Raw genomic sequence first — 23,592 nt, 5'->3', positions numbered from 1 at the left:
TGACAGCAGGCCGTCGCCTCGTAGGAAGCATGTGGCCCGCTCAGGATGTTTCCTACACGATTCGACCGGATGAGCTTCAAACCGCCGGGATTATCAAGTAACGTGCGCGGCACTTTAGATTAAACGATTCAGCAGGCCTGTTTATGGCACTTTTTGCCCAATCGCACCTCTGAATGCCGCATTCAATATTCGCAAACCGTCAGTCATCGGTGTCTACGACCGGTCCTACAACAAGAATCTGGCGCGACCCCGCGCAGCACAGGAGAACGCAATGCTCGAGCTGACCATAGAGCAAATTTCCATGGACCAGTCGGCGGTGGACAAGCCAGCCGCGTTGCAACTGCTGGCTGACCTGCTCGTCGCCGACGGCCTGGTGGCTGCCGGCTACCTTGAAGGCCTGCAGGCCCGCGAGCAACAAGGCTCAACCTTTCTGGGCCAAGGCATCGCCATTCCCCACGGCACGCCACAGACCCGCGACCAGGTGTTTGCCACCGGCGTGCGCCTGATGCAATTCCCCGAAGGCGTGGACTGGGGCGACGGGCAAATGGTTTATCTGGCGATCGGCATCGCCGCCAAGTCCGACGAGCATTTGCGCCTGCTCCAACTGCTGACTCGCGCCCTCGGTGAAAACGACCTGGGCGAAGCGTTGCGTCAGGCGAAGGACCCCGAGTCGCTGCTCAAACTGCTGCAGGGTGCGCCACAGGAGTTGGCCCTCGATGCGCAGATGATCAGCCTGGGCGTCATGGTTGATGATTTCGAAGAACTGGTCTGGCGCGGCGCCCGTCTGCTGCGCAAGGCCGAGTGCGTGAACAACGGTTTCGCCGCCGTGCTGCAACAGGTCGAACCGCTGCCGTTGGGCGAAGGTCTCTGGTGGCTGCACAGCGAGCAGATGGTCAACAAGCCCGGCCTGGCCTTCGTCACCCCGGACAAGCCGATGCGGCATCTGGGCCAGTCGCTGACGGGCCTTTTCTGCCTCGCCAGTCTGGGCGAGTCCCACCAGGCACTGCTCGAACGTCTTTGCGCGTTGCTGATCGAAGGTCGCGGCCACGTACTGGGTGAGGCGACCAGCAGTCGCGCTGTGCTTCAGGCGTTGGGCGGCGACGTGCCGCCAGACTGGCCGAGCGAGCGCGTGACCCTGGCCAATGCCCACGGCCTGCATGCGCGTCCGGCGAAAATCCTCGCGCAGTTGGCGAAGGGTTTTGAGGGCGACATCCGTGTGCGCATCGTCGATGGCACCGAAAATCCTGTGTCCGCCAAGAGCCTGAGCAAACTGCTGAGCCTCGGCGTGCAGCGCGGTCAGTCCCTTGAGTTCATTGCCGAACCGACGATTGCTGCCGACGCCTTGCCTGCGTTGATCGCCGCGGTGCTCGAAGGCTTGGGCGAAGAAATCCAGCCGTTGCCGACCCACACCGAAGCCGCAGCCGCACCGGCAGTTGTGGAGAAAACCCTCAGCGCCCCCGCTGCTGGCTCCCAGATTCAGGCCGTTCCTGCTGCGCCCGGTATCGCCGTCGGCCCGGCCCACGTGCATGTTCTGCCGGTGTTCGATTACCCGGCGAAGGGCGAATCGCAAAGCGTCGAACACGAACGCCTGCACAGCGCCCTGGCGCAGGTGCGCGTCGACATCGAGCAATTGATTCAGCGCAGTAAGGCGAAGGCCATTCGCGAAATTTTCGTCACCCACCAGGAAATGCTCTCCGATCCTGAACTGGTCGACGAAGTGGCCCAGCGCCTGAAACAGGGCGAAAGCGCCGCTGCGGCATGGATGAATGTCATCGAGACTGCTGCGCGTCAGCAGGAACAACTCAAAGACGTGCTGCTGGCCGAACGTGCCGCTGACCTGCGGGATGTCGGTCGCCGCGTATTGGCGCAGATATGTGGTGTCGAGGATCTGGTTGAGCCCGAAGAACCGTACATTCTGGTGATGGATGAAGTCGGTCCGTCCGACGTCGCGCGTCTGGACCCTGCCCGTGTCGCCGGTATCCTGACCGCGCGCGGCGGCGCCACGGCCCACAGCGCCATCGTTGCCCGGGCGTTGGGCATTCCGGCGCTGGTCGGTGCCGGCGATGCGGTGTTGCTGATCAAATCCGGCACTCAGTTGTTGATCGACGGCCAGCGTGGGCGTCTCGACGTCGCGCCGGACGAAGCGACCCTGCAGCGCGCCTTGCAGGACCGCGACACCCGCGAGCAACGCCTGAAGGCGGCCGCGGCCCTGCGCATGGAGCCGGCGATCACCCAGGACGGCCATGCCGTTGAGGTCTTCGCCAACATCGGTGACAGCGCCGGTACGCCGGCAGCCGTGGAGCAGGGCGCGGAAGGGATTGGCCTGCTGCGCACCGAATTGCTGTTCATGGCCCACAGTTCCGCGCCGGATGAAGCGACCCAGGAAGCGGAATACCGTCGCGTGCTCACTGACCTCGACGGCCGCCCGCTGGTGGTTCGCACCCTGGACGTCGGCGGCGACAAACCGCTGCCGTACTGGCCCATCGATAAAGAAGAAAACCCGTTTCTCGGCGTACGCGGCATTCGCCTGACCTTGCAGCGCCCGGACATCATGGAAAGCCAGCTGCGCGCGTTGTTGCGTGCGGCGGACAATCGCCCGTTGCGCATCATGTTCCCGATGGTGGGTACCGTTGAAGAATGGCGTCAGGCCCGCGACATGACCGAGCGTCTGCGTCTGGAGATCCCCGTTGCCGACCTGCAACTGGGGATCATGATCGAAGTGCCGTCGGCGGCGCTGCTGGCACCGGTGCTGGCGAAGGAAGTGGACTTCTTCAGCGTCGGCACCAACGACTTGACCCAGTACACGATGGCCATTGATCGCGGTCACCCGACCCTGTCCGCCCAGGCCGATGGCCTGCACCCGGCGGTGTTGCAACTGATCGACATCACCGTGCGCGCGGCCCATGCCAATGGCAAGTGGGTGGGCGTCTGCGGCGAATTGGCCGCTGATCCTCTGGCCGTGCCGGTGCTGGTCGGTCTGGGTGTGGATGAGTTGAGCGTCTCGGCGCGGAGCATCGGCGAAGTCAAAGCCTGCGTCCGTGAATTGAATCTGATAGAAGCCCGGAAACTTGCGCAGGCGGCCCTGGCCGTTGGCAGCGCGGCGGACGTGCGTGCCCTCGTGGAGGGGCTGTAATGGCGAAAATTCTGACATTGACCATGAACCCCGCGCTGGACCTGACCGTGCAGTTGGGCCCGTTGCAGATCGGCCAGGTCAACCGCAGCGACGCCATGCTCAGCCACGCGGCGGGCAAAGGCATCAACGTCGCTCAGGTGCTGGCTGACCTGGGCCATGACCTGACCGTTGCCGGCTTCCTCGGCGTCGATAACCAGCAGCCTTTCGAAACGCTGTTCGCCAAGCGCGGCTTCGTCGATGAGTTCGTGCGGGTGCCGGGGGAGACGCGCAGCAACATCAAGCTGGCCGAAAGCAGCGGGCGCATCACCGACCTCAACGGCCCGGGCCCGGAGGTCAGCGCCCAGGCGCAACAGGCGCTGGCCGCTCGGGTCGAGCAGATCGCGTCGGGTTTTGATGCGGTGATCGTGGCCGGCAGTCTGCCCCGTGGCGTGAGCGCGCAGTGGCTGAAAACCCTGTTGCTGCGCCTCAACGCCATGGGCCTGAAAGTGGCGCTGGACACCAGCGGCGAAGCCTTGCGCGCCGGCCTGGAAGCGTCACCGTGGATGATTAAACCCAACACCGAAGAACTGGCCGACGCCCTCGATGCGCCGATCATTTCCATCGCCGCCCAAGCGGAGGCCGCAGCTGACCTGCGCCAGCGTGGCATCGAGCACGTGGTGATTTCCCAAGGCTCTGAAGGCGTTCACTGGTTCAGTGCCGACGTGGCGCTTCAGGCGCTACCACCCAAGGTCACTGTCGCCAGCACGGTCGGCGCGGGGGATTCGCTGCTGGCCGGCATGGTTCACGGCTTGCTCTGCGGGCACAAACCCGAGCAAACCTTGCGGACTGCCACAGCCATTGCGGCCATGGCCGTCACTCAGATCGGCTTTGGCATCAATGATCCGGCGCAATTGAAACGTCTGGAAAGCGGCGTCAACGTCCGCGTCCTGACGGCATAACAAGAGAGGAAGTGTGATGAAGTTAGCCATCGTTACGGCCTGTCCGAACGGCAAAATCAGCAGCGTCCTCAGTGCCCGTCTGCTGGACGCGGCGGCCCAGCGCCAAGGGTGGAGCACCAGCGTCGAGATCCACGATCCGCGCCATCCGGAGAAGCAGCTGTCGCCGGGCGACATCGAAGCGGCGGACTGGGTGTTGGTGGTCAACACCGGCGTGCTGGACCTGGCGCGTTTCTCCGGCAAGCGCCTGTATCAGGCCACCCCCGCGCAGGCGTTGCAGGACGTCGACGGCTTTCTGCGTTCGGCGGCAGCGCTGGCGACCGAGCACACCGCGACTTCCGCCCCGTCTGCTACGTCCAGCGCACAACCGCGTCTGGTGGCAGTGACGGCGTGCCCGACCGGCGTTGCCCACACCTTTATGGCGGCCGAGGCGATTCAGCAGGCGGCGAAAAAGCTTGGCTATGACCTGCAGGTTGAGACGCAGGGCTCGGTCGGTGCGCGTAATCCGCTCAGCGCCCAGGCCATTGCCGACGCCGATGTGGTGCTGCTGGCGTGTGATATCGAAGTCGCCACCGAGCGCTTCGCCGGCAAGCGCATCTATCGCTGCGGCACCGGTATCGCGCTCAAGCAAGCTGAAGCGACGCTGAAAAAAGCCTTGGCGGAGGCGGAGGTCGAATCCACGGCTTCGGCATCCAAAGTGTCATCGAAGAAAGAAAAGACGGGTGTCTACAAACACCTGCTCACCGGCGTGTCGTTCATGCTGCCGATGGTGGTGGCGGGTGGTTTGCTGATTGCGCTGTCGTTCGTGTTCGGCATTCACGCGGCGGAAGAGCCGGGGACATTGGCGGCGGCGCTGAAGCAGATCGGCGCGGGCGCAGCGTTCCAGTTGATGGTGCCGTTGCTGGCCGGTTACATCGCTTATTCCATTGCCGACCGTCCGGGGCTTGCGCCGGGGATGATCGGCGGGCTGCTGGCGAGCACCCTGGGTGCCGGCTTCATTGGCGGGATCATCGCCGGGTTTCTTGCGGGCTACAGCGCCTGGGCGGTCAATCGTTACGCGAAGCTGCCGGCCAGTGTCGAAGCACTGAAGCCGATTCTGATCATTCCGCTGCTGGCGAGCCTGTTCACCGGGCTGGTGATGATCTACGTGGTGGGCAAGCCGGTGGCCGGCATGCTCGAAGGGCTGACCCACTTTCTCGACACCATGGGCACGGCCAACGCGGTGCTGCTCGGCGTGCTGCTGGGCGCGATGATGTGCGTGGATCTGGGTGGGCCGATCAACAAGGCATCGTATGCGTTTTCGGTGGGCTTGCTGGCCTCGAGCAGCGGCGCGCCGATGGCGGCAACGATGGCGGCCGGCATGGTGCCGCCGATTGGTATGGGTATCGCCGCGTTGATTGCCCGGCGCAAGTTTGCCCAGAGCGAGCGTGAAGCGGGCAAGGCAGCGTTCGTGCTGGGACTGTGCTTCATCTCCGAAGGCGCGATTCCGTTTGCGGCGAAAGACCCGCTGCGGGTGATCCCGGCAAGCATCGTGGGCGGCGCCCTGACGGGTGCGCTGTCGATGTTCTTCGGCTGCAAGCTGATGGCCCCCCACGGCGGATTGTTCGTGCTGCTCATCCCGAATGCGATCAACCATGCGCTGCTGTACCTGCTGGCGATCGTGGCAGGCAGCGTCGTGACCGGCGTGCTGTACGCGCTGCTGAAACGGCCTGAAACCGCAGAGCTTGACGCGGTGCCGGCTGGCGCCTGACCCCTGGCGTTTTCATGTAGGACCGGCTTTAGCCGGGAAGAGGCCGGTGTGTTCGCCATCAGATTTTTGGTGTGAGTGCCGACGCATTCCCGGCTAAAGCCAGTCCTACAAGTGCGCGGTCCGGCCGGGGGAGATGTGTTGGATGTTCCTGCCTCTTCGCGAGCAAGCTCACTCCTACAAGGGGCTGAGTGCGCCCCGGAATTCCGCGGCCGGACACGATCAATTGTAGGAGCGCGCTTGCCCGCGAATGCGATATCCCAGGCGCTGAAGATGTGTTGGATGTACCGGCGCCTTCGCGGGCAAGCGCGCTCCTACAGTTTTGCGTTAAGCCCGCCATCTAGTTCCCTGTCATAACCCGCAAACAATCCACTGCTAGCGTCCTCCTTTTGGCATTCCCTTGAGGAGGATAAACATGTCCCGGTTCGAACTGACTCGCCGCCGTATCATCCAGGCCGCTGGCGCGGGATTGTTGTTGCCGGGGCTGGCGCCGGCGGTCATTGCTTCGGTCAAGGATCGCCCGAAGATGACCGACGGCGTGCAGTCCGGCGACGTGCTGGGCGACCGCGCCATGGTCTGGAGTCGCAGCGACCGGCCTGCGCGCATGGTCGTCGAATGGGACACCCGCAGCATGTTCACCAATCCGCGCCGCACGGTGTCGCTGCTCGCCGATCAGCGCACTGACTTCACCGCACGCGTCGAGTTGACCGGTCTGCCAGCGGATCAAGCCATCTTCTACCGCGTGTTCTTCGAAGACGCGCAAACCGGCGTCGCCAGCGAACCCTGGTTCGGCCATCTGCGCAGCGTGCCGGTCAATCGCCGCAACATCCGTTTCGTCTGGAGCGGCGACACCGTCGGCCAGGGCTTCGGCATCAACCCCGAGATCGGCGGCATGCGCATCTATGAAGCCATGCGCCTGCGCTTGCCGGACTTCTTCATCCACAGCGGCGACACCATTTACGCCGACGGCCCGGTGCCTGCCGAAGTGGTCACCGAAGGCGGGCGCGTCTGGCGCAACATCACCACCGAAGAAAAGAGCAAAGTCGCCGAAACCCTCGACGAATACCGCGGCGCCTACCGCTACAACCTGATGGACGAGAACCTGCGGCGCTTCAACGCCGAGGTCCCGCAGATCTGGCAGTGGGACGACCACGAAGTGACCAACAACTGGTCACCGAGCAAGCAGCTCGACGACCGCTACAAGGTCAAGGACATCCAGCTGCTGGCAGCCCGCGGTCGTCAGGCGTTCCTGGAATATGCGCCGATGCGCCTGCAGAGCGCCGACAACGGCGGGCGGGTCTATCGCAAGATCGCTTACGGCCCGATGCTGGACGTGTTCGTACTCGACATGCGCAGCTACCGAGATGGCAACGACGCCAATCTGGCCGACAAGCCCGGGCCGACCACCGCTTTTCTAGGCCGCGAGCAACTGGACTGGCTCAAGCGTGAACTGCAAGCGTCCGGCGCGCAGTGGAAAGTCATTGCCGCCGACATGCCCATCGGCCTCGGCGTGCCCGACGGCGAAATCAGCCCGGGGGTGATGCGTTGGGAGGCCATCGCCAACGGCGACGACGGCGCGCCGAAAGGCCGCGAACAAGAAGTCGCCGAATTGCTGGGGTTCCTGCGCCAGCAGAAGGTCCGCGACACCGTCTGGCTGACCGCCGATGTGCATTACTGTGCGGCTCACCACTACCATCCGGATCAAGCGGTGTTTCAGGATTTCGACCCGTTCTGGGAGTTTGTTGCCGGCCCGTTGAATGCTGGCAGCTTCGGGCCCAACACGTTGGACAAAACCTTCGGCCCTGAGCTGGTGTTCCAGAAGGCTCCGCCGGCGCAGAACACCTCACCGTTTGCCGGGTTTCAGTTTTTTGGTGAGGTGAACATCGACGGCCAAAGCGGCGAGATGACCGTGACGCTGCGGGACCTGGACGGGGTTTCGGTATTCGAGAAGAAGCTGCAACCGGCCAATCAGGCCTGACGCAATACCCCGTAGGAGCGTGGCTTGTCCCGCGATCTGGCGCGAAGCGGCAGCAAAACCTGTAAACACGGTGATGTCTGAGGTACCGCATTTACCGAATTCACGACTGCTTCGCAGCCGATCGCGGGACAAGCCGCGCTCCTACAGGCAATGCGGTCCCGCTTCTTGATCAGTCGTACGATAACCAGGCAATTGCCGGTAACACTTCCCTCGCCGCTGGCCTATCATTAGCCACCTAACGACGGCTCAGGGTTTGGCGTGCATGCTGGCAATCTTTCTGGAAACCCTGAACATCACGGCGCCGGTCTTCGCGATGCTGTTTCTTGGCGTGTTGCTCAAGCGCGTGGGCTGGATCAACGACAGCTTCATCCACACCGCCTCGTCGCTGGTATTCAACTGCACCATGCCGGCGCTGCTGTTTCTGGGGATCATCCACGCTGACCTTCACGCGGCGTTTCAGCCGGGCGTGTTGATCTACTTCATCGTCGCCACCCTGGCGGGTTTCGCGCTGTCGTGGGGCTGGGCCATTTACCGCGTGCCGTTTGCCGAACGTGGCACCTACACTCAAGGGGCGTTTCGCGGCAACAACGGCGTCATCGGCCTCGCGCTGGCGGCGAGCATGTATGGCGACTACGGTATCTCCCTTGGTGCAATCCTTGCGGCGCTGGTCATTCTTTTCTACAACACCCTGTCCACGGTTGTGCTGGCGGTTTACAGCCCGGTGATCAAGTCCGATCCGTGGAGCATCACCAAAAGCGTCATGGCCAATCCGCTGATCATCAGCATTGTCATCGCGGCGCCGTTCGCCTACTTCCAGATTCCGCTCCCCAAATGGCTCGACACCTCCGGCAGCTACCTGGCGCAGATGACCCTGCCGCTGGCACTGATGTGCATCGGCGGCACCCTGTCGTTGAAGTCGTTGCGAGAGAGCGGCACGTTGGCGATCAGCGCGAGCCTGATGAAGATGGTCTGGCTGCCGCTGATCTGCACGCTCGGTGCGTGGTTGCTGGGCTTCCGTCACGCCGAGCTGGGGATTCTGTTTCTGTACTTCGGCGCACCGACGGCATCGGCCAGTTTCGTCATGGTCCGCGCGGCCAACGGCAACCACGAACTGGCGGCGTCGATCATCGTCATGACCACCCTGGCCGCGGCGGTCACCACCAACGTCGGGATTTTCATCCTGCAATGGGGTGGGTGGATTTAGGCACTAAAGCCATGCCCTTCCCACCGGCGATATTCCACGGCCTGGATCGCAATCCGTAGGAGCCGGCTTGCTGGCGAACCCGGTGCATCAGGCGACATCCTGGTCACTGATCTACCGCTTTCGCCAGCAAGCCGGCTCCTACAGTGGGTCGTGCTTCATCTGCAGTTGCTCAATGCTGACGCCGCCAGGCTCGCACCGTACCCACCACGATGCACAGCGCAATCACCGGCAGCGCGTAGTGAATCATCAAACGCTCCAACCGCTCGGCCAGTGGCATGCCCGTGGTAAACGAAACGATGTGCAGCCCGTACACCGCGTAAAGCCCGAGCAGCAGCAGCCCTTCCAGCCGGGTGATTCGGTACCCCGAATAGAACAGCGGCACGCACAGCGCCGCGACACCCAACATCACCGGCAAATCGAAATCCAGCGCATTGGGCGAGATCGACAAAGGCCCGGTAGAAATCAGCGCCGTGATGCCGAGCACACCCAGCAGGTTGAACAGGTTACTGCCGATGATATTGCCCACTGCGATATCCCGCTCGCCGCGCAATGCCGCGACCAGCGAGGTCATCAGCGCGGGTAGCGAGGTCGCGACCGCGATCACGGTCAGGCCGATCACCCGCTCCGACAGGCCCAGGTCCAAGGCCACCGAAACCGCAGCGCCGACCAGCAGATGACTGCCGAACGTAAGCAGCGCGAGACCACAGGCCATCAGCGCCAGCCGGCCCAGCAACGGCCAGACGCGACGGCGCGGCTCAAGGTCCGTTCTCGCCACATGCCGCGCGCCGTGGGCGAACTGGCGCACCACGACGAACAGATACGCCGCCATGCCCAGCAACAGCACGACGCCATCCAGCGCGCTCAGCTCGCCGTTCCACGCCAGCGCCGCGACCAGAGCGGTGGCCGCAATCATCAGCGGCAGATCAACGCGCACCAGTTGCCGGGCCACGCGCAGCGGGATGATCAGGGCGGACAGCCCCAAGGTGACCAGCACGTTGAAGATATTGCTGCCGATGACGCTGCCGACCGCAATGTCCGTGCTGTCAGTGAACGCCGCTTGCAGCCCGACCGCCAGTTGCGGGGCACTGCTGCCCAGCGCGACGACGGTCAGGCCGAGGAACAGCGGGCGGGTTTTGAGCAGGGCGGCAAGGGCCACGGCAGCGCGCACCGACAGCTGCGCGCCGATGATCATCAGCAGCAGGCCGCTGACCAGCTCGATCAGCGTGGGCAAGGGCAGATTCGTTAGGGCGAGAATTCAGGGCACCAGTCAGTCGTCGAGGGCTTGTACCCGCACTTGGGCGGTTCCGCTGCGCAGCATACCCAATTGCGCGGCGGCTGCACGTGACACATCGATCAGCCGCCCCCGGGTGTGCGGGCCGCGGTCGTTGATACGGACGATGACCTTGCGGTCGTTGTCCAGGTTGGTGACTTGCACGCGCGTGCCGAACGGCAATTGCCGGTGCGCGGCGGTCAGGGAATTGGCGTCGAAGCGTTCACCGCTGGCGGTGCGCTGACCGTGATGTTGCGCGCCGTAATACGAGGCGCCGCCGGTGGCGTTGTAACCGTGCGGGTCGATGATGCCGTCGCTGGCGCAGCCGGCCAGCAGAGAGAGCAGGGCGCAAGCGCCGAGGATTCGCCGCATGGGGGAGGGTCCCTACAGAAGATGTTCTGATAGTCCCCGCGCAGGGCGAGGGGACGATCGAGTGAACGCGGTCCCCTGTAGGAGCGCGCTTGCCCGCGAAGAGGCCAGTACATCCGCTACACGTCTAGCGACTGAAACACCGTCTTCGCGGGCAGGCACGCTCCTACAGGTTATGCACTCAGCCTTCCAGCTTGCGCTTAAGCAGTTCGTTGACCTGGCCCGGGTTGGCCTTGCCTTTCGATGCCTTCATCGCTTGCCCGACGAAGAAGCCGAACATCTTGCCGCGTTTGGCTTCATCGGCCGCGCGGTATTGTTCGACCTGTTCGGCGTTGGCGGCGAGGACGTCGTCCAGCATCGACTCGATGGCGCCGCTGTCGGTAACCTGCTTCAGGCCGCGCTGATCGATGATCTCGTCGGCGCTGCCTTCACCGTTGGCCATGCCCTCGAACACCATCTTCGCGATCTTGCCCGAAATAGTGTTGTCCTTGATGCGCAGCAACATGCCGCCCAACTGTTCAGCGCTGACCGGCGACTCGTCGATCTCGACGCCTTGCTTGTTCAGCAACGAACCCAACTCAACCATCACCCAGTTGGCCGCGAGCTTCGCGTCACCGGAAATGCTGACGACCTTCTCGAAGAAATCCGCCTGTTCGCGGCTGGACGCCAGTACGCTCGCGTCATACAGCGACAGGCCGAACTGCGACTGGAAGCGCTCGCGTTTCTGCGGTGGCAGTTCCGGCAGGGTGGCGCGGGTCTGCTCCAGAAACGCGTCTTCGATGATCACCGGCAACAGGTCAGGATCGGGGAAGTAACGGTAGTCGTTGGCTTCCTCTTTGCTGCGCATGGCGCGGGTTTCGTTGGTGTTCGGGTCGTACAGGCGGGTCTGCTGAATGACCTTGCCGCCGTCTTCGATCAGATCGATCTGGCGCTGGATCTCGCTGTTGATCGCCTTCTCGATGAAGCGGAACGAGTTGACGTTCTTGATCTCGCAGCGCGTCCCGTACTCGACCTGGCCTTTCGGGCGAATCGACACGTTGCAGTCGCAACGCAGCGAGCCTTCGGCCATGTTGCCGTCGCAGATGCCGAGGTAGCGAACCAGCGCGTGCATGGCCTTGACGTAGGCGACCGCTTCTTTGGCCGAACGCATGTCCGGCTCGGAAACGATTTCCAGCAACGGCGTACCGGCGCGGTTCAGGTCGATGCCGGTCATGCCGCTGTAGTCTTCGTGCAGGCTCTTGCCGGCGTCTTCTTCAAGGTGGGCACGCGTCACGCCGATGCGCTTGATGGTGCCGTCTTCCAGGGTGATGTCCAGATGGCCTTTGCCAACGATCGGCAATTCCATCTGGCTGATCTGATAGCCCTTCGGCAGGTCGGGGTAGAAGTAGTTCTTGCGGGCGAACACGTTGTGCTGACCGATCTCGGCGTCGATGGCCAGGCCGAACTTGACCGCCATCTGCACGGCTTCCTTGTTCAGCACCGGCAACGTGCCGGGCATGCCCAGGTCGACGAGGCTGGCCTGGGTGTTCGGCTCGGAGCCGAACGTGGTGGCGCTACCGGAGAAAATCTTCGATTGGGTGGTGAGCTGGGTATGAATCTCCAGCCCGATGACGACTTCCCATTGCATGTGTTTTCTCCTTAGAAGCCAGCCGGCGAGCGGGTGTGCCAATCGGTTACTTGCTGATATTGATGGGCAACGTTCAGCAAGCGGCCTTCCTGGAAATACGGCGCCAGCAATTGCACGCCCACCGGCAGGCCGTCGGCGAAACCGGCAGGCATCGACAGGCCCGGCAGGCCCGCGAGGTTGGCGGTGATGGTGTAGAAGTCTTCCAGGTACTCGGCGATCGGGTCGGCATTCTTGGCGCCGATTTTCCAGGCCGGGTTCGGCGTGGTCGGGCCGAGGATCACGTCGACGTCGGCGAACGCGTTCATGAAGTCGTTCTTGATCAGGCGGCGAATCTTCTGCGCCTGCAAGTAGTAGGCGTCGTAGTAACCGGCCGACAGCGCGTACGCGCCGACCAGAATCCGGCGCTGCACTTCAGGGCCGAAGCCTTCGCCACGGGAGCGCTTGTACAGGTCGGTGAGGTCTTTCGGGTCTTCGCAGCGATAGCCGAAGCGTACGCCGTCGAAACGCGACAGGTTGGAAGAAGCCTCGGCCGGCGCGATCACGTAGTAAGCCGGAATCGCGTGTTGCAGGTTCGGCAGGCTGATTTCCTTGACCACGGCGCCGAGCTTTTTCAGCGCTTCGACGCTGGCCATGACCAGATCGGCGATGCGCGGGTCTAGACCTGCGCTGAAGTATTCCTTCGGCACGCCAATGCGCAGTCCTTGCAGCGAGGCATTCAGGCCAGCGCTGTAATCCGGCACGGGCTCGTCGATGCTGGTGGAGTCGTTGACGTCGAAACCGGCCATGCCTTGCAGCAGCAACGCGCAGTCTTCGGCGGTGCGGGCCATCGGGCCGGCCTGATCGAGGCTGGAGGCGTAGGCGATCATGCCCCAGCGCGACACGCGACCGTAAGTCGGCTTCAGGCCGGTCAGGTTGGTCAGTGCGGCAGGCTGGCGAATGGAACCGCCGGTGTCCGTGCCGGTGGCGCCGGGCAGCAGACGTGCCGCGACCGCCGCCGCCGAACCGCCGGACGAACCGCCCGGGACGTGTTGCAGGTTCCACGGGTTTTTCACCGCGCCGTAATGGCTGGATTCGTTGGCCGACCCCATGGCGAATTCGTCCATGTTGGTCTTGCCCAGCGTCACCATGCCGGCGGCGGCGAGCTTGGCAACCACAGTGGCGTCATAGGGCGCCTTGAAGTTGTCGAGCATCTTCGACGCGCAGCTGGTGCGAATGCCCTTGGTGCAGAAGAGGTCCTTGTGCGCCAGCGGAGCACCCAGCAGTGCGCCGGTTTCACCTGCTGCGCGACGGGCGTCGGCGGCCTGAGCCTGGGTGATCGCCAGGTCTTCGGTGACGGTAATGAAGCTATTGAGCTGCGGATCCAGCTGGGCGATGCGCGCCAGCAGAGTGCGGGTCAATTCTTCGGAAGAAAACTGTTTATCGGCGAGTCCGCGAGCGATCTCTGCCAGAGTCATTTGATGCATTGCAGGCACATTCCCTTAGTCGAGGACTTTCGGAACCAGATAAAGGCCGTCTTGGACCGCTGGTGCGATGGCTTGATAGGTATCGCGATGATTGATCTCGGTAACGGCGTCTACACGCAGCCGTTGCGAGGCTTCAAGGGGGTGCGCGAGGGGCTCGATGCCGGTGGTATCGACCGCCTGCATCTGGTCAATCAGCCCGAGAATGCTGTTCAGTGCTTCAGTAGTACGCGGGATATCGGCGTCATTAAGGCCCAGTCGGGCCAGATGAGCGATTTTTTCCACGTCGGAGCGATCAAGCGCCATGGGGTTCTCCAGTGGAATGCGGACGGGCTAAACCGTACGTCAGATTGCGGAACACTACGCCCTTTAAACGGTCATAAGGCCGCGATCTTCCAGGGTAGTGCTCGGAAAAACCGCCAATTTAACATATTGGCTCCTTGCCCAAAATCCCTGTCGTTGTTAGAGTTTGCCGCACTTTTTTACCCACGCGTTGCCTAGGGTCCTTTCCCCATGTTCAAGAAACTGCGTGGCATGTTTTCCAGCGATCTTTCCATCGACCTGGGCACTGCCAACACCCTTATTTACGTGCGTGAGCGCGGCATTGTGCTGAATGAGCCATCAGTTGTGGCCATTCGGACCCACGGAAATCAGAAGAGCGTTGTTGCTGTCGGGATGGAAGCCAAGCGGATGCTGGGCCGTACCCCGGGCAACATCGCCGCCATTCGCCCGATGAAGGACGGCGTCATCGCCGACTTCAGCGTCTGCGAAAAAATGCTTCAGTACTTCATCAACAAGGTTCACGAGAACAGCTTCCTGCAGCCAAGCCCTCGTGTGCTGATCTGCGTTCCGTGCAAATCGACTCAGGTCGAGCGTCGCGCCATCCGCGAATCCGCGCTGGGCGCCGGTGCACGTGAAGTATTCCTGATCGAAGAGCCAATGGCTGCGGCCATCGGTGCAGGCCTGCCGGTCGAAGAGGCCCGCGGCTCGATGGTTGTCGACATCGGTGGCGGTACCACTGAAATCGCGCTGATCTCCCTGAACGGTGTGGTGTATGCCGAGTCCGTCCGTGTGGGTGGCGACCGTTTCGACGAAGCGATCATCACTTACGTGCGTCGCAACTACGGCAGCCTGATCGGCGAATCCACCGCCGAGCGCATCAAGCAGGAAATCGGCACGGCCTACCCGGGCGGCGAAGTGCGTGAAGTCGACGTACGCGGTCGCAACCTGGCGGAAGGCGTGCCACGTGCCTTCACCCTGAACTCCAACGAAGTGCTGGAAGCGTTGCAGGAATCCCTGGCAACCATCGTTCAGGCCGTGAAGAGCGCGCTGGAGCAATCCCCGCCAGAGCTGGCCTCGGACATCGCCGAGCGCGGTCTGGTGCTGACCGGTGGTGGCGCGTTGCTGCGTGACCTCGACAAGCTGCTGGCCCAGGAAACCGGTCTGCCGGTGATCGTTGCCGAAGACCCGCTGACCTGCGTCGCGCGTGGCGGTGGTCGTGCGCTGGAAATGATGGACAAGCACACCATGGACCTGCTCTCCAGCGAATAAGTCGCCGGAACGCAGCATGTTGCGCTTAACGGGCAGCACCTCACCGTGCTGCCTGTTCGTGTCCGACCTGTTGACGTCGCGCAGCGATGTTGCAAGTCTGGCGTCCTGCATTCCATCAACCCGCATCAGGCCGGTTTCATGTCGCATGAATAAGCACAGCCACACTCACGCATCTCTGGAAGGAGCGGCCCATTAAACCGCTTTTCTCCAAGGGCCCGTCCCTGGGCGTCCGTCTACTGGTGCTGGTCGTGCTGTCTGTGGCCATCATGGTCGTGGACGCGCGCTTCACCCTGCTCAAGCCTGTCCGCAGTCAGATGTCGCTGGTGCTGATGCAGTCCTACTGGATTGCCGATCTGCCCGAGCGTCTGTATCAGGGCGTTGCCAGCCAGTTTGGCAGCCGCACCGAACTCGCCGCCGAAAACGAAAAACTCAAGACCGAAAACCTGCTGCTCCAGGGCCGCCTGCAAAAGCTGGCCGCCCTGACCGAGCAGAACGTGCGTCTTCGCGAGTTGCTGAATTCGTCGGCGCTGGTCAACGAGAAAGTCGAAGTCGCCGAGCTGATCGGCATGGACCCCAATCCGTTCACCCACCGGATCATCATCAACAAGGGTGAGCGCGACGGTGTGGTCCTCGGTCAGCCTGTGCTTGATGCGCGGGGCCTGATGGGGCAGGTGGTCGAGTTGATGCCCTATACGTCCCGCGTGCTGCTGCTGACCGACACCACCCACAGCATTCCGGTGCAGGTGAACCGCAACGGCCTGCGCGCGATTGCCAGCGGCACCGGCAACCCGGAACGTCTAGAGCTGCGCCATGTGGCCGACACCGCTGACATCAAAGAGGGCGACCTGCTGGTGAGTTCCGGCCTGGGCCAGCGTTTCCCGGCGGGTTACCCGGTGGCGACGGTCAAGGAAGTGATTCACGACTCCGGTCAGCCCTTTGCGATCGTGCGCGCAGTGCCGACCGCTGCGCTGAATCGCAGCCGTTATCTGCTGCTGGTGTTCTCGGACGGCCGGTCCCCTGAAGAGCGCGCTGCCGACGCCGCACAGCAGCAGGAATCCCTTGATCGTCAGGCGGCTGATCCGGCGGCGGTGCCATCGGCCACTGTGCCGGGGGCCGCCCCTGCTGCCACGCCGAACAAGGCGGTCGTTCCTGCCACCGTGCCGAAACCTGCCGGGCACAGTGCTTCATCGACGCCGGCCAACGTCAACAGCGCACCGGCTCCGGCGACCACCGCACCGGCGGCGACTACGCCTGCCAAGCCCGCGACCAGCAAGCCGGCCGCCAAACCTGCGGCGAAACCAGCCGCCACCCGACCGGCGACGCCTGCTGCAACCCCGGCCGCTCCACGCGAGAGGGAAGAATAATGGCGCGTCATGCTCCCGCACGAAACGGCTGGGTGGTCTGGCTGACCTTCGCCATCGGCCTGCTGCTCAGCGTTTCGCCGCTGCCGCAGTTCATGGAAATATTTCGCCCACTGTGGCTCGCGTTGCTGCTGGCCTTCTGGGCACTGGCGTTGCCGCACAAGATCGGCATGGTCACGGCGTGGATGCTGGGGCTGGCCGAGGACGTGCTGTACGGCACGTTGCTGGGGCAGAACGCCTTGATCCTCACGCTGATTACCTTCCTGGTGCTGTCGCTGCAGCAGCGCTTGCGCATGTTCCCGATGTGGCAGCAGTGCCTGGTGATCCTGGTGATCTTCGGCCTCGCGCAGCTGGTGCAGTTGTGGCTCAGTGCCCTGACCGGCAACCGTCAGCCGACCCTGGCGCTGGTGTTGCCGGCGTTGGTCAGCGCATTGCTCTGGCCATGGGTCAGCTACGGCCTGCGCGGATTGCGCCTGCGCTTGAAGATCAACTAAGTCATTGTGAACGGCATCTGCCAGTTTTTGTAGGACCGGCTTCAGCCGGGAAGAGGCCAGTGTGAGCACCCTCAATTCTGCGGCGTGACACCTGACGCTTTCCCGGCTAAAGCCGGTCCCACAGTTTGAACGCGGTGTAACAGGGAAAACGCGGTGTATCAGTGGGACCGGCTTCAGCCGGGAAGAGGCCGGCGCGACCACCCTCACTTCGGCGGTGTGCACCAAGGCTAAGCTTGTGATCAACGACACGGAGACGTCCCATGCCCCACCTTCTTCTTGCCTCCGGCTCCCCGCGCCGTCGTGAGCTGCTGACCCAGATCGGCGTACCGTTCACGACCCTCAGTGCCGACATCGACGAAACCCCTCTGGCCAACGAAACCCCTGCCGCCTACGTCCTGCGGCTGGCCCGTGGCAAGGCGGACGCCGGGCTGCTGCAGCTCGCCAATGATCCCGCCTACCCGACCGCCTGCGTTCTGGGCGCCGACACCGCCGTGGTGCTCGACGGCCGCATCCTCGGCAAACCGGTAGACGAGGCCGAGGCGTTGGCGATGCTGGCCGCACTGTCGAATCGGGAACACGAAGTCCTGACCGCCATTGCCGTGGTTCACGAAGAGCGCTGCGAAACCCGAACTGTCACCAGCCGTGTCCGTTTCCGGGTGATCCCGGAGGACGAAGCCCGCCGCTACTGGGCCAGTGGCGAGCCCTGCGACAAGGCGGGCGGCTACGGCATTCAAGGCCTGGGCGCGGTGTTCGTGGAAAACCTCAGTGGCAGTTATTCCGCCGTGGTCGGCTTGCCCTTGTGCGAAACCGCAGAAATCCTCCAGCGTTTCGGCATACCCTGTTGGCAACGCCCGGAAGGTGACAAGTCATGAGTGAAGAGATTCTGATCAACATCACGCCGATGGAATCGCGCGTGGCGGTCGTTGAGAACGGGGTGTTGCAAGAGGTGCACGTCGAACGCACCCAGCGTCGCGGGATCGTGGGCAATATCTACAAAGGCAAGGTCGTGCGCGTGCTGCCCGGCATGCAGGCGGCGTTCATCGACATCGGCCTGGACCGCGCGGCGTTCATTCATGCATCGGAAATCTCCATGCGCGAAGGCCCGGCCGTGGAGACCATCAGCTCGCTGGTCCACGACGGACAGAGTCTTGTCGTGCAGGTCACCAAGGACCCGATCGGCAGCAAAGGCGCGCGGTTGACGACTCAGCTGTCGATCCCGTCGCGTTACCTCGTGTACATGCCGCGCACGGCCCATGTCGGCATTTCTTTGAAAATCGAAGACGAAGCCGAGCGCGAACGCCTGAAGCAAGTGGTCAGCGATTGCGTCGCCAAGGAAGGGATCAAGGAGAAGGGCGGGTTTATCCTGCGCACGGCGGCCGAAGGTGCGGGCGCCGACGAGATCATGATGGACATCCGCTACCTGCGCAGGCTGTGGGACCAGATTGGCGAGCAGATCAAAACCATCAGCCCGGCCAGCGTGATCTACGAAGACCTCGGTCTGGCGCTGCGCACGTTGCGCGATCTGGTCAGCCCGCGCACCGAGAAGATTCGCATCGATTCCCGCGAGACCTTCCAGAAGACCACCCAGTTTGTCGCCGAGCTGATGCCGGAAATCGCCGACCGCCTCGAGCATTACCCCGGTGAACGGCCGATCTTCGACCTGTATGGCGTCGAGGATGAGATTCAGCGTGCGCTGGACCGCAAGGTGCCGCTCAAGTCCGGCGGCTATCTGGTCATCGATCCTGCCGAAGCCATGACCACCATCGACGTGAACACCGGTGCCTTCGTCGGTCATCGCAACCTCGAAGAGACCATCTTCAAGACCAATCTTGAGGCGGCGACTGCCATTGCCCGACAGCTGCGGCTGCGCAATATCGGCGGCATCATCATCATCGATTTCATCGACATGGAAGACGCCGAGCACCAACGCCAGGTGCTGCGAACCCTCGAAAAACAGCTCGAGCGCGATCACGCCAAAACCAACATCATCGGCATCACTGAACTGGGTCTGGTGCAGATGACGCGCAAGCGCACCCGGGAAAGTCTGGAGCAAGTGCTGTGCGAGCCGTGCAGCAGTTGCCAGGGCCGTGGCAAGCTGAAGACCCCGGAAACCATCTGCTACGAGATATTCCGCGAGATCCTGCGCGAAGCCCGCGCTTATCAGGCGGTGGGTTATCGCGTGCTGGCCAATCAGAAAGTGGTCGACCGGCTGCTCGACGAAGAATCCGGCAATGTGGCCGAGCTGGAAGTGTTCATTGGCAGGACCATTCGTTTCCAGGTCGAGACCATGTACTCCCAGGAACAATATGACGTCGTGCTGCTCTGAGAGTGCGTGATGCGCCGCGCTGCCGAGTGGCGGTGCAGTTGAATACAGAAAACAGTGCCCTTGAGGCAGACGGAACGGATGCCGTCCAAAGAGAACAACGCGTGGCGATTGAGCACAACCTGGACGTACCCGCACCTGCACGATTGGGCCGGATGCCATATGCAGGCAGTTTTTGCGGAGGCGTAGCGACATGGAGCGTTTGACCCGGTTTCTGGCTGTGCTGACCCGTTGGGGGCTGAGCCTGTGCGCCCTTTTCGTGGTGCTGGTTGCGCTGTACGTGAGCGTCGGCCGTCAATTGGTGCCGATGGTGGCCGAATACCGCGCCGACGTTGAGGCCAAGGCGCAGACCGCGCTGGGCATGCCGGTGAGCATTGGTCGGCTGGAAGGCAGCTGGAGCGGCTTCGCCCCCATCTTCGTCGCCCGTGATGTGATGATCGGCGAGGGCGGCAATGCCGTTCGGCTCGATCACGTACGGGCCATGCCGGACCTGCTCGCCAGCCTGCGGACCCGCGAAGTGCGCCTCGAACGCCTTGAGCTGGACGGCCTGCAGATCGGCCTGAAAGAAGACCAGACCGGCCACTGGGCACTGCAAGGGCTTCCCGTGCAGCCGGATCAGGTCACCGACCCCGAAAAATTCCTCAATCAGATGCAGATGGTCTCTCACTTGTCGCTGTTCGACAGCCAGATCACTTTGCAGCCCTATGACCAGCCGCCCCTGACGCTGACCTATGTGAGCCTGACCCTTAAAACCGGCAGCGTGCATCAGCGCCTCGACGCCCGCCTGAACCTGCCTGACGGCCAGCCGCTGTCGCTGAACGTTCGCTCCACCGTGCGCGCCCACGAGTGGCGCGATGGTGCGGCCGAAGCGTACCTGAGCCTCCCGCAAAGCGAGTGGTCGCAATGGTTGCCGAAGAGCCTGAGCCGCGACTGGAAGATTCAGAAGCTCAAGGCCGGCGGCGAGTTTTGGCTGAACTGGGGCAAGGGCAATTTGCAAAGCGCCGTTGCGCGCTTGAACGCGCCGCAGTTCAAAGGCGCTTACGCCGAACGTAAGCCCGCGCGCATCGACAATCTGGCCCTCAACGCCTGGTTTGTGCGCGACGAAAAAGGCTTCAGCGCCACGATCGATTCGTTGGCGATGGACCTGAACAGCAAGCGCTGGGAAAGTCGCGTTGATTTGCAGCAGACCGCCGCGACGGCCGACGCCGAAGAGCTGTGGCACGTCCAGGCGGACCGGCTTGATCTGACGCCGATTACGCCGCTGCTGGACTCACTGGCGCCGTTGCCCGACAAGGTCATGGTGGCGGTCGACCGCCTGAAAGTCACCGGCGGGCTGCGCAATGTGCTGGTCGATTACCGACCGCAGGCCGAGCCGCCCAAGCGACTGAGCTTCGCTGCCAATCTGGACAAGGTCGGTTTCGACGCTTACCACGGCGCGCCGGCAGCGGGGAACGTCAGCGGTGCCATCAGCGGTGACCTTGGCCAGGGCGAACTGCGCCTGGACACCGACGATTTCATGCTGCACCTGGACCCGATCTTCCGTAACGAGTGGAAGTACCGTCACGCCAATGCCCAGCTGAACTGGACGCTGGACGATCAGGGTTTCACGTTGATTGCGCCGTACATCAAGGTCCAGGGGGAGGAGGGCAATATTGCCAGCGATTTCCTGATCCGCCTGCACTTTGATCACAGCCAGGAAGACTACATGGACCTGCGGGTCGGGCTGGTCGACGGCGACGGTCGCTACACCTCCAAGTACCTGCCCGCGGTGCTCAGCCCTTCCCTTGATCAGTGGCTGCGCACCGCCATTCTGGGTGGCAACGTCGATCAGGGTTTCTTCCAGTATCAGGGCTCGATCAACAAAGACGCGCCCGATGTGGCAAGGGTCATTAGCCTGTTCTTCAAGGTGCGCAACGCGAGCCTGGCCTTTCAGCCGGGATGGCCGCAGCTGAACAATGTCGACGGTGACGTCTTCGTTGAGAACAGCGGCGTGCGCATTCGGGCCAACAAAGGTCAGCTGCTGAACACCCAGGTCAGCAATGTCGCGGTGGACATTCCCCACGTCCCGGCGGGTCAGTCCAGCCATCTGTTGGTGGACAGTGACTTGAAAGGCAGCCTCCAGGACGGCATGAAGATTCTTCAGGAAGCGCCGATCGGCACCGCCCAGACCTTCGCGGGCTGGCAGGCGGAAGGGCCGTTGCAGGGCCACCTCAATCTGGATATTCCGCTGGTCAAGGGGCAGGACCCCAAGGTCGTGATGGATTTCAGCACCGACAGCGCGCGGCTCAAGCTCGCCGATCCGGTGCTGGAGCTGACCCAGCTGCGCGGCGATTTCCGTTTCGACTACACCAAAGGGCTGAGCGGCAAGAACATCAAGGCCGTCGCCTTCGACAAGCCGGTGAACGCCGAGATTTTCGCTGAAGGCAAACCGGGTGCGCCGGTGACGCGTATTACCGCCAGCAGCCAGATCGGCAGCAAGCGCCTGACCGATTGGCTGGGCGTCACGCAGCCGCTGCCGATTTCGGGGGATCTGCCCTATCAGTTGCAGCTGACGTTGAGCGGCAACGCAAGCCAGCTGCAGATCAACTCGAACCTGAAAGGGTTGGCGGTCGATCTGCCGGCACCGTTCGGCAAAACCGCTGATGACACGCGCGACACCGATTTGCGCATGAACCTGCAAGGCCCCGAGCGGCGCATCGACGTCGGCTACGGCAATATCGCCAATCTGGCCTTCGCATCGCCGCCGGGCAAGTTCGGCGACGGGCGTGGCGAACTGTTCCTCGGTGAAGGCGGGGCGATTGTGCCCGACAGCAAAGGCCTGCGGGTTCGTGGTTCGCTGTCGGAGCTGGACATCGCGCCCTGGCAAGCCATGGCTGAGCGTTACGCTGGCAACGACCCGGGCGGCAGCGCCAAGCAGTTGCTCAACAGTGTGGATTTGCAGATTGGCAAGTTGACCGCGATGGGCACGACTCTGGAGCAGGCTGGGGTCCAGCTCAACCGCAGTGATACCGCATGGGCACTGTCGCTGGACAGCGCTAAGGTGAAAGGCACTGCGACCTTGCCGGACAGCAAAACCGCGCCGATCGACATCAGCCTGCTCTACGTGCGCTTGCCCGCGCCGGACCCGAATGCGGCGGTCGTCGAAAACGCGCCGGATCCGTTGGCGGATGTCGATCCGCGCAAGATCCCTGCGCTGAACATCAAGATCACGCAGCTGTTTCAAGGCGATCAATTGATGGGCGCGTGGTCGCTCAAGGTCCGCCCGACGCCGAACGGCATCCAGATGACTGATATGAATTTGGGGCTCAAAGGCATTGCGTTGCTGGGCAATGGCGGCTGGGAAGGCACGCCGGGAACGACCGGCAGTTGGTTCAAGGGCCAGGTGAGCGGCAAGAATCTCGCGGATGTGCTCAAGGCTTGGGGTTTCGCGCCCACCGTTACCAGTCAGGAGTTCGAGCTGAACGCTGACGGACGCTGGCCGGGTTCGCCTGCGTGGGTGGGTTTGAAGCGTTATTCCGGCAGTCTCGATGCGACGCTGAAGAACGGCCAGTTCGTTGAGGTCGAGGGTGGCGCGCAGGCGCTGCGGGTGTTCGGCCTGCTCAACTTCAATTCCATTGGCCGGCGTCTGCGCCTGGACTTCTCCGACCTGCTGGGCAAGGGCCTGAGCTACGACAAGGTGAAGGGGCTGCTGGTGGCGAGCGATGGCGTGTACGTCACCCGCGACCCGATCACCATGACCGGCCCGTCCACCAATCTGGAACTCGACGGCACGCTGGACATGGTCCGCGACCGCGTCGACGCCAAGCTGCTGGTGACGCTGCCTGTGACCAATAACCTGCCAATTGCCGCATTGATCGTCGGCGCACCGGCGATTGGCGGCGCGTTGTTTCTCGTCGACAAGTTGTTGGGTGATCGCGTGTCGCGCTTCGCCAGTGTTCAGTACAAGGTCGAAGGGCCATGGAAAGAACCGAAAATCACCTTCGACAAGCCGTTTGAGAAACGGCAGTAATCACTGCCTTGGCGTGACGCCCGACCCTCGCGGTGTGGCTTCTGACGCCTTCCCGGCTAAAGCCGGTCCCACTAGGGGAGCGCGGTGTCAGTGGGACCGGCTTCAGCCGGGAAGAGGCCAGTGGGTGCCAC

Annotated in this window: 16 protein-coding genes; 11 read left to right on the top strand and 5 right to left on the bottom strand. The window is 63.0% G+C overall.

Annotation, left to right across the window (positions count from 1 at the left end):
• Positions 1-271: 271 nt before the first annotated feature.
• From ptsP to ACQKEN_RS12750, 5 genes are all read left to right on the top strand, one after another.
• Positions 272-3,133, top strand: a complete 2,862-nt coding sequence (gene ptsP / locus ACQKEN_RS12770; RefSeq protein ID WP_427685898.1) for a phosphoenolpyruvate--protein phosphotransferase — start codon at positions 272-274, stop codon at positions 3,131-3,133.
• Entirely contained in the window at positions 3,133-4,071 is a 939-nt protein-coding gene (pfkB, locus tag ACQKEN_RS12765) for a 1-phosphofructokinase (protein ID WP_427685896.1), read from the top strand. Before ptsP ends, pfkB begins: the two co-directional genes overlap by 1 nt.
• Before the next feature lie 16 nt (positions 4,072-4,087).
• Positions 4,088-5,818, top strand: a complete 1,731-nt coding sequence (locus ACQKEN_RS12760; protein WP_427685894.1) for a PTS fructose-like transporter subunit IIB — start codon at positions 4,088-4,090, stop codon at positions 5,816-5,818.
• A gap of 412 nt (positions 5,819-6,230) precedes the next feature.
• Positions 6,231-7,793 (top strand): alkaline phosphatase D family protein, encoded by a 1,563-nt coding sequence (locus ACQKEN_RS12755; RefSeq protein ID WP_427685892.1) that lies wholly within the window; start codon positions 6,231-6,233, stop codon positions 7,791-7,793.
• Positions 7,794-8,055: 262 nt separating this feature from the next.
• A complete protein-coding gene (locus tag ACQKEN_RS12750) occupies positions 8,056-8,997 on the top strand; it encodes an AEC family transporter (protein ID WP_122623279.1) in 942 nt (313 codons plus the stop codon).
• 169 nt (positions 8,998-9,166) lie between these two features.
• On the opposite strand, the gene ACQKEN_RS12745 is transcribed toward ACQKEN_RS12750, so the two are convergent.
• From ACQKEN_RS12745 to gatC, 5 genes are all read right to left on the bottom strand, one after another.
• Positions 9,167-10,219 carry a calcium/sodium antiporter gene (locus tag ACQKEN_RS12745; protein ID WP_427685982.1) on the bottom strand — a complete coding sequence of 351 codons (1,053 nt, stop codon included), beginning with the start codon at positions 10,217-10,219 and terminating at the stop codon, positions 9,167-9,169.
• Between the two features lie 45 nt (positions 10,220-10,264).
• Entirely contained in the window at positions 10,265-10,639 is a 375-nt protein-coding gene (locus tag ACQKEN_RS12740; protein WP_074886484.1) for a septal ring lytic transglycosylase RlpA family protein, read from the bottom strand.
• A 178-nt stretch (positions 10,640-10,817) separates the two neighbouring features.
• On the bottom strand, positions 10,818-12,263 hold the full coding sequence (gene gatB / locus ACQKEN_RS12735; protein WP_065990118.1) for an Asp-tRNA(Asn)/Glu-tRNA(Gln) amidotransferase subunit GatB: 1,446 nt from the start codon (positions 12,261-12,263) through the stop codon (positions 10,818-10,820).
• 11 nt (positions 12,264-12,274) lie between these two features.
• Positions 12,275-13,726, bottom strand: coding sequence for an Asp-tRNA(Asn)/Glu-tRNA(Gln) amidotransferase subunit GatA (gatA, locus tag ACQKEN_RS12730; protein ID WP_427685889.1), 1,452 nt, complete (start codon positions 13,724-13,726; stop codon positions 12,275-12,277).
• Between the two features lie 15 nt (positions 13,727-13,741).
• Positions 13,742-14,029, bottom strand: a complete 288-nt coding sequence (gene gatC, locus ACQKEN_RS12725) for an Asp-tRNA(Asn)/Glu-tRNA(Gln) amidotransferase subunit GatC (RefSeq protein WP_065990114.1) — start codon at positions 14,027-14,029, stop codon at positions 13,742-13,744.
• 207 nt (positions 14,030-14,236) lie between these two features.
• On the opposite strand from gatC, the gene mreB reads away from it, so the two are divergent.
• The 6 genes from mreB (at position 14,237) to ACQKEN_RS12695 (ending at position 23,461) form a co-directional block, all read left to right on the top strand.
• Positions 14,237-15,274 carry a rod shape-determining protein MreB gene (gene mreB / locus ACQKEN_RS12720; RefSeq protein ID WP_020292894.1) on the top strand — a complete coding sequence of 346 codons (1,038 nt, stop codon included), beginning with the start codon at positions 14,237-14,239 and terminating at the stop codon, positions 15,272-15,274.
• 221 nt (positions 15,275-15,495) lie between these two features.
• Positions 15,496-16,638: a rod shape-determining protein MreC gene (mreC, locus tag ACQKEN_RS12715; RefSeq protein WP_427685980.1), complete on the top strand. Its 1,143-nt coding sequence runs from the start codon at positions 15,496-15,498 to the stop codon at positions 16,636-16,638.
• Positions 16,638-17,129, top strand: coding sequence for a rod shape-determining protein MreD (gene mreD / locus ACQKEN_RS12710; RefSeq protein ID WP_065990112.1), 492 nt, complete (start codon positions 16,638-16,640; stop codon positions 17,127-17,129). Before mreC ends, mreD begins: the two co-directional genes overlap by 1 nt.
• Before the next feature lie 260 nt (positions 17,130-17,389).
• A complete protein-coding gene (locus tag ACQKEN_RS12705) occupies positions 17,390-18,001 on the top strand; it encodes a Maf family protein (protein WP_427685886.1) in 612 nt (203 codons plus the stop codon).
• A complete protein-coding gene (gene rng / locus ACQKEN_RS12700) occupies positions 17,998-19,455 on the top strand; it encodes a ribonuclease G (RefSeq protein WP_037012596.1) in 1,458 nt (485 codons plus the stop codon). Before ACQKEN_RS12705 ends, rng begins: the two co-directional genes overlap by 4 nt.
• Positions 19,456-19,645: 190 nt before the next feature.
• Positions 19,646-23,461 carry a YhdP family protein gene (locus ACQKEN_RS12695; RefSeq protein ID WP_427685883.1) on the top strand — a complete coding sequence of 1,272 codons (3,816 nt, stop codon included), beginning with the start codon at positions 19,646-19,648 and terminating at the stop codon, positions 23,459-23,461.
• Positions 23,462-23,592 lie beyond the last annotated feature (131 nt).

Origin of the sequence: Pseudomonas sp. NPDC078416 (assembly GCF_050268485.1) — a bacterium.
Taxonomy (GTDB): domain Bacteria; phylum Pseudomonadota; class Gammaproteobacteria; order Pseudomonadales; family Pseudomonadaceae; genus Aquipseudomonas.
This window is presented reverse-complemented; position numbering and strand designations above follow the sequence as displayed.

Bases quoted from the DNA above. Each gene is read 5' to 3' on its own strand.
- ACQKEN_RS12750 (WP_122623279.1), top strand. From the start codon at position 8,056: ATGCTGGCAATCTTTCTGGAAACCCTGAACATCACGGCGCCGGTCTTC.
- gatB (WP_065990118.1), bottom strand. From the start codon at position 12,263: ATGCAATGGGAAGTCGTCATCGGGCTGGAGATTCATACCCAGCTCACC.
- ACQKEN_RS12695 (WP_427685883.1), top strand. From the start codon at position 19,646: ATGGAGCGTTTGACCCGGTTTCTGGCTGTGCTGACCCGTTGGGGGCTG.
- pfkB (WP_427685896.1), top strand. From the start codon at position 3,133: ATGGCGAAAATTCTGACATTGACCATGAACCCCGCGCTGGACCTGACC.
- mreD (WP_065990112.1), top strand. From the start codon at position 16,638: ATGGCGCGTCATGCTCCCGCACGAAACGGCTGGGTGGTCTGGCTGACC.
- ACQKEN_RS12740 (WP_074886484.1), bottom strand. From the start codon at position 10,639: ATGCGGCGAATCCTCGGCGCTTGCGCCCTGCTCTCTCTGCTGGCCGGC.
- ptsP (WP_427685898.1), top strand. From the start codon at position 272: ATGCTCGAGCTGACCATAGAGCAAATTTCCATGGACCAGTCGGCGGTG.
- gatA (WP_427685889.1), bottom strand. From the start codon at position 13,726: ATGCATCAAATGACTCTGGCAGAGATCGCTCGCGGACTCGCCGATAAA.
- gatC (WP_065990114.1), bottom strand. From the start codon at position 14,029: ATGGCGCTTGATCGCTCCGACGTGGAAAAAATCGCTCATCTGGCCCGA.
- mreB (WP_020292894.1), top strand. From the start codon at position 14,237: ATGTTCAAGAAACTGCGTGGCATGTTTTCCAGCGATCTTTCCATCGAC.
- ACQKEN_RS12755 (WP_427685892.1), top strand. From the start codon at position 6,231: ATGTCCCGGTTCGAACTGACTCGCCGCCGTATCATCCAGGCCGCTGGC.
- ACQKEN_RS12705 (WP_427685886.1), top strand. From the start codon at position 17,390: ATGCCCCACCTTCTTCTTGCCTCCGGCTCCCCGCGCCGTCGTGAGCTG.
- ACQKEN_RS12760 (WP_427685894.1), top strand. From the start codon at position 4,088: ATGAAGTTAGCCATCGTTACGGCCTGTCCGAACGGCAAAATCAGCAGC.
- rng (WP_037012596.1), top strand. From the start codon at position 17,998: ATGAGTGAAGAGATTCTGATCAACATCACGCCGATGGAATCGCGCGTG.